Below are 16552 nucleotides of genomic sequence, written 5' to 3' on the forward strand. Positions count from 1 at the left end.
TCCTGACATCACCCTTCCGAGCAGGAGTTCACCATGGCCCAGGTCCAGCGCATGTCCCGTTTGATGGTCAAGACATTGCGCGACGACCCGGCGGACGCCGAGACCCTCAGCCACAAGCTGCTGGTCCGCGCCGGTTACGTACGTCGCAACGCCGCGGGCATCTGGACCTGGCTGCCGCTCGGCAAGAAGGTCCTCGACAACATCTCGCGCGTCGTGCGCGAGGAGATGGACGCCATCGGCGCCCAGGAGGTCCTCCTCCCGGCCCTGCTGCCCAAGGAGCCCTACGAGGCGTCCGGCCGCTGGGAGGAGTACGGCGACCTCCTGTTCCGCCTGAAGGACCGCAAGGGCGGCGACTACCTCCTCGGCCCCACCCACGAAGAGGTCTTCACCCAGACGGTCAAGGACCAGTGCACGTCCTACAAGGACCTGCCGGTGATGCTCTACCAGATCCAGACGAAGTACCGCGACGAGGCCCGCCCCCGCTCCGGCGTGCTGCGCGGCCGCGAGTTCCAGATGAAGGACTCGTACTCCTTCGACACCACCGACGAGGGCCTCGCCGAGTCGTACCGCCTGCACCGCGAGGCGTACATCAAGATCTTCAACCGTCTGGGCCTGGACCACCGCATCGTGTCCGCCGTCTCCGGCGCCATGGGCGGCTCCGCATCCGAGGAGTTCCTCGCCCCGGCCGCCGCCGGCGAGGACACCTTCGCCGACTGCCCGAACTGCGACTACGCCGCGAACACCGAGGCCGTCACCTTCGAGCTGAAGGCGGTGGAAGAGACCCACCCGGCCGCCGAGGACATCGCCACCCCCGACACCCCCACCATCGAGACCCTGGCCGCCCAGCTCGGCGTCCCGGCCTCCGCGACCCTGAAGAACCTCCTGGTCAAGGTCGACAGCGAGATCGTCGCCGTGGGCGTCCCCGGAGACCGCGAGGTCGACCTCGGCAAGCTGGGCGAGCACCTCGCCCCGGCCGTCGTCGAGCTGGTCACCGCCGAGGACTTCGAGGGCCGCGACGACCTCGTACGGGGCTACGTCGGCCCGCAGGGCCTCGCCAAGGTCCGCTACATCGCCGACCCCCGCGTCGCCCCCGGCACCGCCTGGATCACCGGCGCCAACAAGGTCGACACCCACGCCAAGAACGTCGTCGCCGGCCGCGACTTCGAGGTCGACGACTACCTCGACGTGGTCGTCGTCGAAGAGGGCGACCCGTGCCCCAAGTGCGGCACCGGCCTCAAGCTGGACCGCGCCATCGAGATCGGCCACATCTTCCAGCTCGGCCGCAAGTACGCCGACACCTTCGGCCTGGACGTCCTGGGCCAGCAGGGCAAGCCCGTCCGCGTCACCATGGGCTCGTACGGCATCGGCGTCTCGCGTGCCGTGGCCGCCCTCGCCGAGCAGTCCGCCGACGACAAGGGCCTGTGCTGGACGCCCGAGATCGCCCCGGCCGACGTGCACGTCGTCGCGGCCGGCAAGGCCCTCCAGACCGAGCTGGCCGTCGACGTCGCCGAGAAGCTGGGCGCGGCCGGGCTGCGCGTCCTGGTCGACGAGCGTCCGGGCGTCTCGCCCGGCGTGAAGTTCACCGACTCCGAGCTGATCGGCTGCCCGAAGATCCTGGTCGCGGGCCGCCGCGCCGGGGACGGCGTCCTGGAGCTGAAGGACCGCCGCACGGGCGAGCGCGAGGAACTGACGGTCGACGAGGCCATCGCCCGCCTGACAGCCAAGTAGTCCGTACGTTCCGTCCGTACGCCGTGAGGGCCCGCACCTGAACCAGGTGCGGGCCCTTCCGCGTGTCCGCTTCGTGCGTCAGCGGTACGACCTGATCAGCCGCGCCAGATGCTGCCCCACCGCGTCCAGCGGCTGCGTGCTCCGGGCGACCTGCGCGGCCATCTCCGCGCCCTCCAGCGCGCTCACGACGGTGTACGCCAGCTCCTTCGCGTCCTTCTCGGCGAAGCCCGCCCGCAGCAGTGCCTCGGCCACCAGGGCCCGCCAGTGCGCGAACGCCTCCGCCGCCGCCTCCTGGATGCCGGGGGAGTCCACCGCCGTGCCGACGACCGTCGACGTCACCGGACACCCGTCCAGCCAGTCCGACTCCTCCAGGCCCTCGCCGAGCACCTTCGTCAGGACGAGGACGGCCGTCGCCGGATCGTCCTCGGCGGCCAGCATCTTCTCCAGTATGTCCGCGAACTCCGCGTCCCCCTGGCGCACGGCGGCCGTGCCCAGCTCCTGCTTCCCGCCCGGGAAGAAGTGGTACACGGACCCGAGCGTGGCCTGCGCCTCGCGGGCGATCTGCTTGATGCCGGTGCCCTGGTAGCCCTGGCGCTGCATCAGCCGCGACGTGGTGCGGACGATGCGCTCCCGGGTGCCGAGGGCGTCGGAGTGCTGGGGTTCTGGGCGCTTCTTCACGCGTCGATCGTACCGAGTAGAGCGTTCTTTTCAGAACCCCTTCGGCTCTCGCTTCCGGCCGAGTAGAGCGTTCGCTCCAGTGTCTCTCCGGTTCCCGCCTCCGGCCGAGTAGGGCGTTCGTTCCACCGCGTCTGCAACGCCGCCTCCGGCCGAGTAGAGCGTTCGTTTCAAACCCGCCGCCCAACTGGGTAGAGCGTTCGTTCTAGAGCGTGCTACGTTCTCCTCACCCACCAGATAGAGCGTTCGTTCTAGCGAGTGCGACCACTACCGAAGGGCACCCCTGTGACCACCACCCAGAAGTCCGTCACCGTCATCGGCCTCGGCCCGATGGGCCGCGCCATGGTCTCCGCCTACCTCGACGCCGGTTACGACGTCACCGTCTTCAACCGCACCGCCAGCCGCGCCGACGAACTCGTCGCCCGCGGCGCCACCCGCGCCGAGAGTGCCGAACAGGCCATCAGAGCCAATGAGTTGACCGTCCTGAGCCTCACCGACTACGACGCCATGTACGCCCTGCTGGAGCCCGCCACCGCCGCCCTCGCCGGCCGCGTCCTGGTCAACCTCAGCTCCGACACCCCCGACCGCGCCCGCGAAGCCGCCGAGTGGGCCGCCGCGCACGGCGCCCAGCACCTCACCGGCGGCGTCAGCGTCCCGCCCTCGGGCATCGGCAACCCCGACGCGTACACCTACTACAGCGGCCCGAAGGACGCCTTCGCCCAGCACGAGGCCACCCTCGAAGTCCTCACCCGCGCCGACTACAAGGGTGAGGACCCGGGCCTGGGCGCGCTCTACTACCAGCTCCAGATGGACATGTTCTGGACCGGCCTGACCAGCTGGCTGCACGCCCTCGCCGTCGCCCGCGCCAACGGCATCACCGCCGAGGAACTGCTGCCGTACGCCACCGACGTCCTGGGCACCATGCCGAACTTCTTCGCCTTCTACACGCCCCGCATCGACGCGGGCGAGATCGTCGGCGACGTCGAGCGGCTGTCCATGGCCGTCGCCAGCATCGACCACGTCGTGCACACGACCAAGGCCGCGGGCGTCGACCCGGCCCTGCCCGCCGCCGTGCTGGATGCCTTCCGGCGCGGCGCGGACGCCGGTCATGCCGACGACAGCCTCACCAGCCTCGTCGATGTCTTTGCAAAGAACGGATTCGCGAAGAGCGGCTCCTGACCGCAGGTACGCGTGAGGGCGGCCGGGGTGTGCGCACACCCCGGCCGCCCTCACGTGTCACCCGAAGACTCGGGCGCCTACAGCCAGCTCGCGAACTCCAGCAGCATCTCGCCGTCCTGCCGCCGCCCCGCCGCCATCGCCCGCGTCCCCGACTCCACCGCCCGGAACAGCGTCCAGCCGTGCAGCCGCTCCCGGTCCACGTCGAGGGAGTCGGCGAGCCGGTTGATGCGGCGACGGGTCGCCGGGGCGCCGGCCGCCGTCGCGATCTGGTCGTCGATCCGGTCCCGTACGAGACGCGCGAGGTCGTACGCACGCTCGCCCACCAGCGGATCGGGGCCGACCGCCAGCCACGGCGTGCGGTCGCCGCCCAGCACCTTGCCCTGCCGGAAGTTGCCGTGCAGCAACAGGAGTTCGGGGGAGGAGGCGATCAGCTCGGCGCGCGCGGCGAGGGCCGCCTCCACCAGCGGGGCCACCTCGTCCGGGGCCTCGCGCATCGGGACGGCCTGGCGCGCGGTGCGCTCCTCGACCGACTCGAAGGGGTGCCCCTCGGCGGGCTCGACCCACAGCTTCCGTACCGTCCCCGCGGCCTCCAGCAGCGCCTTCGCCTCCGGCAGCGACCGCAGCGACACCTCGCAGTGCAGGCGCTCCAGCAGGAGCGCCCCCGGCTCGGCCAGATCGTCCGCGAGCCGCACGGAACCCCAGCCGTTCCAGTGCGCGAGCGCCGCCCGCTCGCGGTGCGGGTGCGCCGCTTCCGGTACGAGCTTCAGCGCGGCCTGCGAGCCGTCGGCGCGGCGCACCAGCACCACCACGCTGCTCCGGCCGCCCGGAGCCATGACCCGCTCACAGGTCAACTCCCGCCGTTCCAGGGCTTCCTGAGCCTGCGACGGAAGCCCTCCGAGCCAGTCGGCGGCCACCGTTTCCCCGTACGCCTCGCCCAGCGCCTTCACCAGGCGCTGTGGCGGTTCGAAAGCCATAGGTGGGGTGTTCTCCTTCGATTCCCAGGGCTCACACGCCTTCGCGTGCCGAAGTGGTCAGTTCGGCGAGCCCTGGAAAGGCTACGCTGCTGCCCCGCCAGCGGACGGCCCGCACCGCCGCCTCGCGCAGCGCGCCCGCGGCCTCGCGGCGCAGCGGGCCCGCGGCGGCGCGCACCAGGTCCGAGTACACCCCGGCCACCCGGTCCTCCAGCACGGCGGCCAGTTTCACCGCCGTCGCGGCGTCCGGCACCGGGAAGGGGAGTGCGTACGCGGCCTCCGCGACGACGGGCTTCCCGCCCAGGTCGCGCACGGTCCGGGCGAGCGCGTCACGCCGCGAGCGGTGGGCGTCGTGGGCCTCCCGCGCCTCGGTGCGGCGCCCGGAGCCGATCCGGCCGCCGACGACCCCGTACCCGTACACAGCGGCGTGCTCGGCGGCCAGTGCCGCCTGCAGTGCGTCCAGTGTCACTTCGAGGCCCCCTCGGTCAGCAGGAACACGTGTACGGCACCGGCCGCCGCCACCGAGGCCAGCAGCCGGGCCAGCTCCGGGGTGGCCTGCACCACGGCGGCCAGATGGGCGTCGGAGGCCCGCTGCTCGGCGGCCGCCAGCTCCTTCACCGCGGCCTTCGGTTCGGCGGCCACGGTCACGGGAGCGCTCCCGGCAGCCGCGCGCACGGTGGTGCCGCGCAGGACCTTCGCCTGCCGGGCGACTTCCTCGCGCAGCGGCTTCAGCCGCTCGGCCTGGCCGGGGTGCTTCTTCAGCAGGGCGTCGTAGTGGGCCAGCAGGTCCGCGCTGGTGCGGGTCGCCGCCTCCCGGACGCGGAGCGCCGCCTTCCGCGCCGACGGGGAGGTCTCCGTACCGGAAGCACCGGACGGGGCGTTGTCGTTCGAGCAGCCGGCCAGCAGGCCCGCGGCGGCGGCCCCGCTCAGGGCCAGCGCACGTCTGCGAGTGGTGGTCGTGCGCACGTCTTCCGTCTCCCTCGGTCCCCGGGTGATCACCGCAGGCGAGCGTACCCGCGCGATGCCGGGGACGGACGGCAACACCCCTCCGGACCGGATACCCTTTGACCTGACACACGACGAAACAGACAACAGCACACGCGGCCGAGGAGTCACCCGGATGAGCACCACCCAGAGCGACAGGCTGCGCGAACTGCTGGAACCGCTGGTCGCCGCCCAGGGCCTGGACCTCGAGGAGATCGAGGTGTCCAAGGCGGGCAGGCGCCGCATGCTGCGGATCGTCGTGGACTCGGAGGAGGGCGTCGAGCTCGACGCGTGCGCCGAGGTCAGCCGCGCGATCTCCGACAAGCTCGACGAGAGCGACGCGATGGGCGACGACGAGTACGTCCTGGAGGTCAGCTCCCCGGGCGCGGACCGCCCGCTCACCGAGCACCGTCACTACGTACGGGCCACCGGCCGCCTCGCCAAGCTGCAGCTGAACGACGGCGCCGAGCTGATCGCCCGCATCCTCGTCGTCGACGAGACCGGACTCGACCTGGAAGTGCCGGGCGTGAAGGGGCGCAAGCCCACCGCCCGCCGCGTGGAATTCGCCGACATCGCGAAGGCCCGCGTCGAGGTCGAGTTCAACCGCAAGGACCAGAACGAGAAGGAAGAGGAGGCGTAGCCGTGGACATCGATGTGAGGCTTCTGAAGGGCCTGGCGAAGGAGAAGGAGATCTCCTTCGACCAGCTGGCGGAGGCGATCGAGCAGGCCCTCCTCATCGCCTACCACCGCACCGACGGCAGTTTCCGCCGCGCCCGCGTCAAGCTGGACCGCGAGAGCGGCCACGTGACGGTGTGGGCGAAGGAGGACCCGGCGGACCTGGAGGAGGGTCAGGAGCCCAAGGAGTTCGACGACACTCCTGACGACTTCGGCCGGATCGCCGCCTCCACCGCCAAGCAGGTCATCCTCCAGCGTCTGCGCGACGCCGAGGACGACCAGACCTTCGGCGAGTTCGCGGGTCTGGAGGGCGAGGTCATCGCCGGTGTCGTCCAGCAGGGCATGGACGCCAAGAACGTGCTGGTGGACATCGGCAAGCTGGAGGCCATCCTTCCCGTCCAGGAGCAGGTCCCGGGCGAGGAGTACACGCACGGTCTGCGCCTTCGCACGTTCGTCGTACGGGTGGCCAAGGGCGTCCGCGGTCCCTCCGTGACCCTCTCGCGCACCCACCCCAACCTGGTGAAGAAGCTCTTCGCGCTGGAGGTCCCCGAGATCTCCGACGGCTCCGTGGTCATCGAGGCCATCGCCCGCGAGGCCGGCCACCGCACCAAGATCGCGGTCCGCTCGACGCGCTCCGGCATCAACCCCAAGGGCGCCTGCATCGGCCCGATGGGCAGCCGTGTGCGCAATGTCATGGCGGAGCTGCACGGCGAGAAGATCGACATCGTCGACTGGTCCGACGATCCGGCCGAGATGGTCGCCAACGCCCTGTCCCCGGCCCGCGTCTCCAAGGTCGAGGTCGTCGACATGTCGACGCGCTCCGCCCGGGTGACCGTGCCGGACTACCAGCTGTCGCTCGCCATCGGCAAGGAGGGCCAGAACGCCCGCCTCGCCGCCCGCCTCACCGGCTGGCGCATCGACATCCGCCCCGACACCGAGGAGCTCGGTGAGGGCGAGGAGCCGGGCGAGTACCGGCGTGACAGCGGTGACGGCCGTGACCGGCGGGACGACCGCGGCTGAGTGAGCCGCAGGTGACGGTGTGAGCCCGGGTGAGACCCGGGCCACATCGGTTTTAGGACCGATCTTGAGCGAGCATGCTTTCGATTCTTGCCCCAAAGGGGTGAGGTCGGTGCGGGGAGGTAGACTTAGTCGTGTCTGGCCAAACGCATACCGGCGCATGCCCTGAGCGAACCTGTGTGGGTTGCCGGGAGCGAGCGGCCAAGAGCGATCTGCTGCGCATCGTGATGATCGAGGGTGAGTGTGTCCCCGATCCTCGCGGTACGCTGCCCGGCCGGGGTGCTTACGTACACCCCGCCTCTGCCTGTTACGACCTGGCGGTCCGCCGCCGGGCGTTTCCCCGGGCCTTTCGGGGCCAGGGTCCGCTCGATACCGCGTCACTGGAGAAATACGTGGCGCAGTGCGTCGAGCAGGCGACACCGTAAGACGCAACAAACGAACGGCACGGGTCCCCGTGCGGTCAGGTACCTCGCGAGTTGGAAGTAGGTCGAGATTGCGATGAGCACTCGATGAGTACGCGATGAGTACGCCCATGAAGTAGCGACGGTCCGGCGTTCAACCCGGACCTAAAAGGAGCGAAGTGGCTAAGGTCCGGGTATACGAACTCGCCAAGGAGTTCGGTGTTGAGAGCAAGGTCGTCATGGCCAAGCTCCAAGAACTTGGTGAATTCGTCCGTTCGGCGTCCTCGACGATCGAGGCGCCGGTTGTACGCAAGTTGACTGACGCACTGCAGGGCCCCGGCGGCAACGCCGGCAAGTCCGCAGCGAAGCCCGGCGCGCCCCGCAAGGCGACGCCTGCCAAGCCCGCGGCCCCGTCCGCGGCGACCCCGGCTCCGGCGGCTCCCCGCCCCGGCGCCCCCAAGCCCGGTGCACCGGCCCCCAAGCCGGCCGCCGCCGAGGCCCCCAAGCCTGCGACCTCCGCGAGCCCGGCTGCCGCCGGCCCGCGTCCGGGTCCCAAGCCCGCACCGGCCAAGCCGGCCCCGGTCACCCCGGTGCCGCAGGCCGAGTTCTCCGCGCCTGCCCCCGCGCAGCCGCAGCAGGCCCCGCAGCAGCAGGCCCCGCGTCCCGCGGGTGCCACCCCCGGTCCCCGTCCCGCCCCCGCACGTCCGGCCCCCGCGGCCGGTCAGCGCGACGGCGGTCAGGGCCGTGGCGGCGAGCGCGGCGGCGACCGCCCCGCGCGTCCCGCCGGCCAGGGCGCCCCGCGTCCCGGCGGTGCCCGTCCCTCGGGTCCCCGCCCCGGCAACAACCCCTTCACCTCGGGTGGTTCCACCGGCATGGCGCGCCCCCAGGCGCCCCGTCCCGGCGGCAACGCCCCCCGTCCCGGCGGTGCCGGTGCGCCCGGTGGCGCCCCGCGTCCGCAGGGCGGTCCCGGCGGCGCTCCGCGTCCGCAGGGTCAGGGCCAGGGCGGCGCAGGCCGTCCGACCCCCGGTGGCATGCCCCGCCCGCAGGGTGGCGCTCCCCGTCCGGGCGGCGCCCCGGGCGGTAACCGTCCGAACCCGGGCATGATGCCGCAGCGTCCCGCTGCCGGTCCTCGTCCCGGTGGTGGCCCCGGCGGTGGCCGTGGTCCCGGTGGCGGCGCAGGTCGTCCGGGTGGCGGCGGCGGTCGTCCCGGTGGCGGCGGCTTCGCGGGTCGTCCCGGTGGCGGCGGCGGTGGCGGCTTCGCCGGCCGTCCGGCCGGTCCCGGTGGCGGCGGCGGTGCCGGTCGTCCCGGTGGTGGCGGCGGCTTCGGCGGTCGTCCCGGCTTCGGCGGTCGTCCCGGTGGCCCGGGTGCCCGTGGTGGCACGCAGGGTGCGTTCGGTCGTCCGGGCGGTCCCGCCCGTCGCGGCCGCAAGTCGAAGCGTCAGAGGCGCCAGGAGTACGAGGCCATGCAGGCCCCGTCCGTGGGCGGCGTGATGCTGCCTCGCGGCAACGGACAGACCGTCCGCCTGTCGCGCGGTGCCTCCCTCACCGACTTCGCCGAGAAGATCAACGCCAACCCGGCTTCGCTGGTCGGCGTCATGATGAACCTCGGCGAGATGGTGACGGCCACGCAGTCCGTCTCCGACGAGACGCTGAAGCTCCTCGCCGAAGAGATGAACTTCGTGCTGGAGATCGTCAGCCCGGAGGAGGAGGACCGCGAGCTGCTGGAGTCCTTCTCCATCGAGTTCGGCGAGGACGAGGGCGGCGAGGAGATGCTCGTCTCCCGTCCGCCGGTCGTGACCGTCATGGGTCACGTCGACCACGGTAAGACCCGACTGCTGGACGCGATCCGCAAGACGAACGTCGTTGCGGGCGAGGCCGGCGGTATTACGCAGCACATCGGTGCGTACCAGGTCGCCACCGAGGTCAACGGTGAAGAGCGCGCCATCACCTTCATCGACACCCCCGGTCACGAGGCGTTCACCGCCATGCGTGCCCGTGGTGCGAAGTCCACCGACATCGCGATCCTCGTGGTCGCGGCCAACGACGGTGTGATGCCGCAGACGATCGAGGCGCTCAACCACGCCAAGGCCGCCGGTGTCCCGATCGTCGTCGCGGTCAACAAGATCGACGTCGAGGGTGCCGACCCGACCAAGGTGCGCGGTCAGCTCACCGAGTTCGGTCTGGTGGCCGAGGAGTACGGCGGCGACACGATGTTCGTCGACATCTCCGCGCGCCAGGGCCTGCACATCGAGGAACTCCTCGAAGCAGTGGTCCTCACCGCGGACGCCTCGCTCGACCTCCGGGCGAACGCCGAGATGGACGCACAGGGCATCGCGATCGAGGCCCACCTCGACAAGGGCCGTGGTGCTGTCGCCACCGTCCTCGTCCAGCGCGGTACCCTCCGCGTCGGCGACACGATGGTCGCGGGCGACGCCTACGGCCGCGTGCGCGCCATGCTCGACGACAACGGCAACAACGTCGAGGAAGCGGGTCCGTCGACCCCCGTCCTGGTCCTGGGTCTCACCAACGTCCCCGGCGCCGGCGACAACTTCCTGGTCGTCGACGAGGACCGTACGGCCCGCCAGATCGCCGAGAAGCGCGCTGCTCGTGAGCGCAACGCGGCCTTCGCCAAGCGCACCCGTCGTGTCTCGCTCGAAGACCTCGACAAGGTGCTCAAGGCCGGTCTGGTCCAGGACCTCAACATCATCATCAAGGGTGATGCGTCCGGTTCCGTCGAGGCCCTGGAGAGCTCGCTGCTCCAGCTCGACGTCGGCGAAGAGGTCGAGATCCGCGTCCTGCACCGCGGTGTGGGTGCGGTCACCGAGTCCGACATCGACCTGGCGATGGGCTCCGACGCCATCGTCATCGGCTTCAACGTCCGTGCGGCCGGCCGTGCCGCGCAGATGGCGGAGCGCGAGGGCGTCGACGTCCGCTACTACTCGGTGATCTACCAGGCCATCGAGGAGATCGAAGCAGCGCTCAAGGGCATGCTCAAGCCGGAGTACGAGGAGGTCGAGCTCGGTACCGCGGAGATCCGCGAGATCTTCCGCTCGTCCAAGCTCGGCAACATCGCGGGTGTTCTCATCCGCTCCGGCGAGGTCAAGCGCAACACCAAGGCGCGCCTCATCCGCGACGGCAAGGTCATCGCGGAGGACCTCAACATCCAGGGTCTGCGCCGCTTCAAGGACGACGTCACCGAGATCCGCGAAGGCTTCGAGGGCGGTATCAACCTCGGCAACTTCAACGACATCAAGATCGACGACGTCATCGCGACGTACGAGATGCGGGAGAAGCCGCGCGGCTAATCGCTGCGTAGCAGGAACCGTAAGCATCGGTCGGGGCCGCTCGGCGGAGATTATTTCCGTCGAGCGGCCCCGGCCGTTGCGTGTACGGTTCTTGTGTCCCTGCCAAGCAGTGGCAGCGGCACATGAACCCGAACCGGCGGGACATCCGGACACACATGTATGTGGGGACTCTGTCCTTCGACCTCCTGCTCGGCGACGTCCGGTCGCTGAAGGAGAAACGCTCCGTCGTCCGGCCGATCGTCGCCGAGCTGCACCGCAAGTTCGCGGTCAGCGTGGCGGAGGTGGGCGACCAGGACCTCCATCGCAGGGCCGAGATCGGGGTTGCGGTGGTGGCCGGCGACACGGGGCACCTCACAGACGTACTGGACCGGTGCGAGCGGATGGTCGCCGCCCGGCCCGAGGTGGAGTTGCTGTCGGTACGGCGGCGGCTGCACAGTGACGAAGACTGAGCAAGAACACACAAGGAGAAGGACCAGTGGCCGACAACGCTCGGGCGAAGAAGCTGGCGGACCTCATTCAGCAGGTCGTCGCCGAGAAGCTCCTGCGCGGGGTCAAGGACCCGCGTCTGGGGACGCACGTGACGATCACGGACACCCGCGTCACCGGTGACCTGCGGGAGGCCACGGTCTTCTACACGGTGTACGGCGACGAGGAGGACCGGGCCAGCGCGGCGGCGGGCCTCCAGAGCGCCAAGGGCGTCCTGCGCTCCGCGGTCGGGCAGGCGGCGGGCACCAAGTTCACGCCGACCCTCACCTTCGTGGCGGACGCCCTCCCGGAGAACGCCAAGACGATCGAGGACCTCCTCGACAAGGCGCGGGCCACCGACGCCAAGGTGCGCGAGACCTCCTCCGGCGCGAAGTACGCCGGCGAGGCCGACCCGTACAAGAAGCCCGGTGACGACGACGAGGACGACGCCGCCGTATGAGCACAGCAGTAACGAAGACGCCGGACGGCCTTGTCATTGTCGACAAGCCGTCCGGCTTCACTTCGCACGACGTCGTCGCCAAGATGCGCGGGATCGCCAAGACCCGCCGCGTCGGCCACGCCGGAACGCTCGACCCGATGGCCACCGGCGTCCTCGTCCTGGGCGTCGAGAAGGCCACCAAGCTGCTCGGTCACCTCGCGCTGACCGAGAAGGAGTACCTGGGCACCATCCGGCTCGGCCAGGACACCCTGACCGACGACGCCGAGGGCGACATCATCACGTCGACCGACGCCTCCGGGGTGACCCGCGAGGGCATCGACGCGGGCGTCGCCAAGCTGTCCGGCGACATTATGCAGGTGCCGTCCAAGGTCAGCGCCATCAAGATCGACGGCAAGCGCTCGTACAAGCGGGCCCGCGAGGGCGAGGACTTCGAGATCCCGGCCCGCCCGGTGACCGTCTCCTCCTTCCAGGTGTACGACGTGCGCCCGGCGGTCGCGGAGGACGGCACCCCGGTCGTCGACCTGGTCGTCTCCGTCGTCTGCTCCTCGGGCACCTACATCCGCGCCCTGGCCCGCGACCTCGGCGCCGGGCTCGGCGTCGGCGGACACCTCACGGCGCTGCGGCGCACGCGGGTGGGTCCGTACGGTCTGGACGCGGCCCGCACCCTGGACCAGCACCAGGAGTCGCTGACCGTCATGCCGATCGCGGACGCGGCGGCGAAGGCGTTCCCGCGCTGGGACGTGGACGAGAAGCGCGCCGGCCTGATCATGAACGGCGTACGGATCGACATGCCCGCGCACGAGCGCAACCCGGTGGCCGTCTACGGCCCCGACGGGCGTTTCCTCGCCCTGGTCGAGGACCAGAAGGGCAAGGCCAAGAGCCTGGCCGTCTTCGGCTAGCACCGGTCCTGGCTGCGACACCGTGGAGCGGGCGGACGACGCGCCGTCCGCTCCACGGTCCCCTCCCGCTTCCCCCCTGCCTTGGGGTCTGTCCGTTTCACGCGGCCGATTCACCCCTACGAGCGGGCGCTCGGAGTGAATGCGGGGAGTGACGGGGGGCGCTTTCGGCAGGCGTGCTTCTGCCGCTGATCATCCTCTGCCTACGGTCATGGGCAGGGGGTGTTCCTTTATGGCGGCGGACGGGACTCGGCCGGACGAGGGGCCGGGGCCGGACCGGGTCCCGCCGGTGGCGCTGGTGCGGATCTGCGACCTGGCCGGGCGGCCGCGCGGCACCGGTTTCGTCGCCGACGACCTCGGCACCGTCGTCACCAGCCACGAGGCCGTCGACGGCCTCACCCGCCTGGTCCTGCACGCCCCCGGCGACCGCACCTGCCTCGCCGAGCACGACGCCATCACCCCGCTCCCCGAGTCCGGTCTCGCCCTCGTACGCACCTCGGGGCTCGACGTGCGCCCGCTGCCGGTGACCGGGCGGCGCAAGGTCGCGGTCGGGACGTACGTACGGCTGGCGGCCGGTGGCTGGCGGGAGGCGCGGGTCCTGGGCGCCGCCCCCGTGACGTACACCGCGACCGACCGCTTCCACCTGCTGGACTCCGCGATGGAACTGGCCATGGGCACGGCGGGCAGCGACGCGCTGCGCCTGGGCGGGGCGGCGGCCGGCGGACCGGTCCTCGACGCCTCGACGGGGGCGGTCCTCGCAGTCCTCGGTACGTCGCTGCTTCCCCAAGCTCTCAACTTCGTTCGAGCAGGGGATGCCCCACACGCCCATCGGGCGGCCGGGTTCGCGGTGCCGCTCGGGGGTTCGGACGGCGGCCCCCTCGGCGAGCTGCTGCGACGGAACGCCGCGACCGTCCCCGCGTACGGCGAGGACCTCAACCTGGCGGGCGCCCTCCAGCTCACCGGCACCTCCGTCGGCCCGGCCGGCGGGCCGAGCATCTGGCGCGACCCGGTGGAACGGGCCTGCCTGCGCCGGGAGTTCGAGGACTTCACGACGGGCGAGGCGTACGTCCTCGGACTGGTCGGCACACCCGGTACCGGCCGCACCACCGAACTCCGCGCGCTGGCCGCCCGCCGCGCCTGCGGCCCCGAACCCGCCCCGACCATCTGGCTGCGCGGGGCCGACCTGCGCAGCACCGACGACTCGGTGGCGGACGCGGTCGGCCGGGTGCTCGCGCAGGCGGGCCGGATCGTCGCCGCCTCCGGGACACCGGGGGACATGTCCGTCGCCACGCCCGAGCGCGTGGCCCGGCTGGCGGCGCACGCGGGCCGCCCCCTGCTCGTACTCCTCGACGGACCGGAGGAGATGCCGCCCGTCCTCGCCCACCGCCTCCCCGAGTGGACCTCCGGCACGGGGCGGTGGCTGTACGAGTACGGGGCGCGGCTGGTGGTGGGCTGCCGCCCGGAACACTGGGAGCAGGCGGGGGACCTGTACCCGGGAGCGCTCACCGTCCCCCTCGGCGACCTCTCCGACGAGGAGTCGGTGCACGCCCGCGAGCGCTACGGCCTCGAGGCCGGGGCCCTGCACGAGGCCGACGCCCGCCACCCGCTCACGCTGCGCCTGCTGGCGGAGGTGCGGGCGGCGGTCCCGGAGGGCGCGGACGGGGTGCCCGGCTGCCCGACCCGGGAGGAGGTCTTCGAGGCGCACCTGGCGCTGATGTGCCTGCGGGTGGCGGTACGGGTGGCGGCCGCCCGGCGCCCGGCCGTGCGGGGGAGCGCGGTGCGCCGCCTGGCGGCGGAGGTGTCGGGCCGCGTCCACGAGGCGGCCCGTCGCTGCCTGGGCCCGGGCCAGGGCGAGTTGGACCGCGCCTCCTTCGAGGAGATCTTCCCGTGGCGCACGGGCTGGGCCTCCGCCGTCCTGACGGAGGGCGTCCTGGTCCCGGCGGGCGCGGGCTACCGCTTCGCGCACGAGGAGGTGGCGGACTGGGTGCAGGGGGCGCACCTGGATCTGGGGGAGGCGGTGGAGGGGCTGGTGTGGCACTCGGCCCACGACGTCCCCACCGGTGAACCGGCTCCGGAGGCCCCCCGGGTCCTCCCGGTGCCCCGGCACCGCATCGGCCCCGTCGTCGAAGCCCTGCTCCTGCTGGAACGCCACCTAGGCCCCGACCAACTGACCACCCAACTCCGCGAGTTGATCCAAGCCCTCGCCACCCTCGACGGCGACGACCCCCACTGGTGGGCCTCCCGCCTCCTCGCCGAGACCCTCCTCCGCGTCCCCGACCTCGCCCCCTACCGCCCCGTGCTCAAGGAGCTCGCCGAGACCCTCACCACCCACTCCCTCCAAGCAGGCGGCCCGCACACCCACCCCGGCTTCGCCCACTTCGCCCCCTGGTTCTGGGAACGCCTCGCCCTCGACCAGGCCGAACGCATCGACCTCCTGCGCATCCTCGTCCCCGCCGACGGCCCTCCCGAGTCCCCGACCGGCCCCCGCCATCTCGACTCCGTCGCCCGCATCCTGGTCGCCGACGTCCGCCGCGTACAGGTCCTCCTCTGCTCCTGGTTCGACGACACCCGCCCCCTGCCCGGCGGCGCCCGCCTCACCGTCGCCGAGGTCGCCCAGGCCCTCCTGCACACCCACCGCAGGCTGGCCCTGGACGACCTCGTGGAGACCCTCGTGCAGGCCGGTCACCCCCGTGCCGACGAACTCCTGCGCGTCCTGGCCGCCGACGAGCCCTCCGCCCTGTGCCGGGCCGTCGACCGGTGGGCGCACGACGAGCGGGCCGAGCGCCGGGTGGCCGCGGCCTCGTACGCCGGGGTGGTCGCCCCGTACGCCACGAGCAGCGCCGACCGGGAGCTGCTGCGGTTCGCCGCCCTCGCCCTGCTCGCCCGGGGCAGCGACCTCGCCCTGCACGGGGCCGCGCTCGCGCTCCTCGTACGGGATCCGGCGTCGCGGTCGCGGTTCCTGCCGCGCGCGGTGGCCGCGTTCGTGGTCGGCGAGCCGAGGGTCCCCGCCCAGGCCCTGGTCAGCGCGCTCGGGACGCACCCCGAGCCGGTGCTCGCCGCGCTCCAGACCGCGCTGCACTCGGCGGGCCCCCGGGCGGGCGAGGTGCTGCGGGCCCTGTCCGGGGTGCAGACGCCCGCGCTGGCCCGCCGCGCCGCCGCCCTGGTCGCGGAGTACGTGGCGCGCAGGCCGGAGGGGGCGGTGCATGCCGCCGCGTTCGTGGAGGAGCGCCTGGAGTGCGGGCCGGGTGCGCGGGCCGTGCTGTTTCCGCTGGTCAGCGGGATGCTCCGGGGGAGTCCCTGTGAGGTGCGGAGCGCGCTGGCCCCGGTGCTCGCCGCGCCCGGGACGCCGGTGTCGGGGCCGCTCAGGGCCGAGCTCCTCGACGTACTCCTGGAGTACGAGGAGTACCTGCGCGACGATCCGGCGCACGGCCGGGACTTCGCCGTGCCCGACGCCGTGCTGCGGGCCGCCGCGCTCGGGGCGGGCGGCCGGGCGGAGGAGCGGACCCGGGAGCTGGTGCGGCGCACGGGCGCGCTGTTGGTGCGCACCCCCGAGGGGGCGTCCTGCTTCGACCGGCGGCTGGTGGCGCTGGCCCGGGAGGTGCCGGGGTTCGCGCGGCTGGTGGCGGGGTGGCTGGAGGGGGCGCCGGGGGAGTGGGCGGCGATGGTGGGACCCAGCTCGCGCCGGATGCTGGGGGTCCTGGCGGAATCGAGCCTGTCCGGAGTCTGAGACCCGGGTCGAAGGACACCGATGCGGGGGGCCGCGCCCGGGCATGGCAGTCTTAGACCTGCGTAAGAG

14 protein-coding genes are annotated in these 16552 nt (G+C 72.3%); 10 read left to right on the plus strand and 4 right to left on the minus strand.

Annotated features, from left to right (window positions below):
- The first annotated feature begins 33 nt into the window (after nucleotides 1-33).
- Entirely contained in the window at nucleotides 34-1728 is a 1695-nt protein-coding gene (locus IE269_RS27785) for a proline--tRNA ligase (RefSeq protein ID WP_189825902.1), read from the plus strand.
- 78 nt (nucleotides 1729-1806) lie between these two features.
- Here IE269_RS27785 and IE269_RS27790 read toward each other — a convergent pair whose 3' ends face one another.
- On the minus strand, nucleotides 1807-2406 hold the full coding sequence (locus tag IE269_RS27790) for a TetR/AcrR family transcriptional regulator (protein WP_268253627.1): 600 nt from the start codon (nucleotides 2404-2406) through the stop codon (nucleotides 1807-1809).
- A gap of 282 nt (nucleotides 2407-2688) precedes the next feature.
- On the opposite strand from IE269_RS27790, the gene IE269_RS27795 reads away from it, so the two are divergent.
- A complete protein-coding gene (locus IE269_RS27795) occupies nucleotides 2689-3582 on the plus strand; it encodes an NAD(P)-dependent oxidoreductase (RefSeq protein WP_268253626.1) in 894 nt (297 codons plus the stop codon).
- Nucleotides 3583-3659: 77 nt separating this feature from the next.
- Here IE269_RS27795 and IE269_RS27800 read toward each other — a convergent pair whose 3' ends face one another.
- Genes IE269_RS27800 through IE269_RS27810 form a run of 3 tightly spaced genes read right to left on the minus strand, consistent with a single transcriptional unit; the run spans nucleotide 3660 to nucleotide 5519 of the window.
- Nucleotides 3660-4556, minus strand: coding sequence for an aminoglycoside phosphotransferase family protein (locus tag IE269_RS27800; RefSeq protein WP_189825903.1), 897 nt, complete (start codon nucleotides 4554-4556; stop codon nucleotides 3660-3662).
- Nucleotides 4557-4587: 31 nt separating this feature from the next.
- Nucleotides 4588-5022 carry a ferritin-like domain-containing protein gene (locus tag IE269_RS27805; RefSeq protein WP_189825904.1) on the minus strand — a complete coding sequence of 145 codons (435 nt, stop codon included), beginning with the start codon at nucleotides 5020-5022 and terminating at the stop codon, nucleotides 4588-4590.
- Nucleotides 5019-5519 (minus strand): hypothetical protein, encoded by a 501-nt coding sequence (locus IE269_RS27810; RefSeq protein WP_189825905.1) that lies wholly within the window; start codon nucleotides 5517-5519, stop codon nucleotides 5019-5021. The genes IE269_RS27805 and IE269_RS27810 overlap by 4 nt, the downstream gene beginning before the upstream one ends.
- A 154-nt stretch (nucleotides 5520-5673) precedes the next feature.
- Between IE269_RS27810 and rimP the strand changes: the two genes are divergently transcribed.
- From rimP to IE269_RS27850, 8 genes are all read left to right on the plus strand, one after another.
- Nucleotides 5674-6177 carry a ribosome maturation factor RimP gene (gene rimP, locus IE269_RS27815; protein ID WP_189825906.1) on the plus strand — a complete coding sequence of 168 codons (504 nt, stop codon included), beginning with the start codon at nucleotides 5674-5676 and terminating at the stop codon, nucleotides 6175-6177.
- A gap of 2 nt (nucleotides 6178-6179) precedes the next feature.
- Nucleotides 6180-7232: a transcription termination factor NusA gene (nusA, locus tag IE269_RS27820; RefSeq protein WP_189825907.1), complete on the plus strand. Its 1053-nt coding sequence runs from the start codon at nucleotides 6180-6182 to the stop codon at nucleotides 7230-7232.
- A gap of 131 nt (nucleotides 7233-7363) precedes the next feature.
- Nucleotides 7364-7654 carry a YlxR family protein gene (locus tag IE269_RS27825; RefSeq protein WP_189825908.1) on the plus strand — a complete coding sequence of 97 codons (291 nt, stop codon included), beginning with the start codon at nucleotides 7364-7366 and terminating at the stop codon, nucleotides 7652-7654.
- Nucleotides 7655-7809: 155 nt separating this feature from the next.
- Nucleotides 7810-10935 carry a translation initiation factor IF-2 gene (gene infB / locus IE269_RS27830; protein WP_189825909.1) on the plus strand — a complete coding sequence of 1042 codons (3126 nt, stop codon included), beginning with the start codon at nucleotides 7810-7812 and terminating at the stop codon, nucleotides 10933-10935.
- Nucleotides 10936-11090: 155 nt separating this feature from the next.
- Complete coding sequence (locus IE269_RS27835; RefSeq protein ID WP_189825910.1) at nucleotides 11091-11384, plus strand: DUF503 domain-containing protein; 294 nt, start codon at nucleotides 11091-11093, stop codon at nucleotides 11382-11384.
- A gap of 26 nt (nucleotides 11385-11410) precedes the next feature.
- On the plus strand, nucleotides 11411-11860 hold the full coding sequence (gene rbfA, locus IE269_RS27840; protein ID WP_189825911.1) for a 30S ribosome-binding factor RbfA: 450 nt from the start codon (nucleotides 11411-11413) through the stop codon (nucleotides 11858-11860).
- Complete coding sequence (gene truB, locus IE269_RS27845) at nucleotides 11857-12759, plus strand: tRNA pseudouridine(55) synthase TruB (protein WP_189825912.1); 903 nt, start codon at nucleotides 11857-11859, stop codon at nucleotides 12757-12759. Before rbfA ends, truB begins: the two co-directional genes overlap by 4 nt.
- Nucleotides 12760-12988: 229 nt before the next feature.
- Entirely contained in the window at nucleotides 12989-16483 is a 3495-nt protein-coding gene (locus tag IE269_RS27850) for a trypsin-like peptidase domain-containing protein (protein ID WP_229898261.1), read from the plus strand.
- The last annotated feature ends 69 nt before the right edge of the window (nucleotides 16484-16552 follow it).

This window comes from Streptomyces spiroverticillatus (genome assembly GCA_014650415.1).
Classification (GTDB): domain Bacteria; phylum Actinomycetota; class Actinomycetes; order Streptomycetales; family Streptomycetaceae; genus Streptomyces; species Streptomyces spiroverticillatus.

Excerpts from the sequence above, each read along its gene's own strand:
- truB (WP_189825912.1), top strand. The coding sequence starts at position 11,857 with ATGAGCACAGCAGTAACGAAGACGCCGGACGGCCTTGTCATTGTCGAC.
- IE269_RS27800 (WP_189825903.1), bottom strand. The coding sequence starts at position 4,556 with ATGGCTTTCGAACCGCCACAGCGCCTGGTGAAGGCGCTGGGCGAGGCG.
- IE269_RS27785 (WP_189825902.1), top strand. The coding sequence starts at position 34 with ATGGCCCAGGTCCAGCGCATGTCCCGTTTGATGGTCAAGACATTGCGC.
- rimP (WP_189825906.1), top strand. The coding sequence starts at position 5,674 with ATGAGCACCACCCAGAGCGACAGGCTGCGCGAACTGCTGGAACCGCTG.
- IE269_RS27850 (WP_229898261.1), top strand. The coding sequence starts at position 12,989 with ATGGCGGCGGACGGGACTCGGCCGGACGAGGGGCCGGGGCCGGACCGG.
- IE269_RS27835 (WP_189825910.1), top strand. The coding sequence starts at position 11,091 with ATGTATGTGGGGACTCTGTCCTTCGACCTCCTGCTCGGCGACGTCCGG.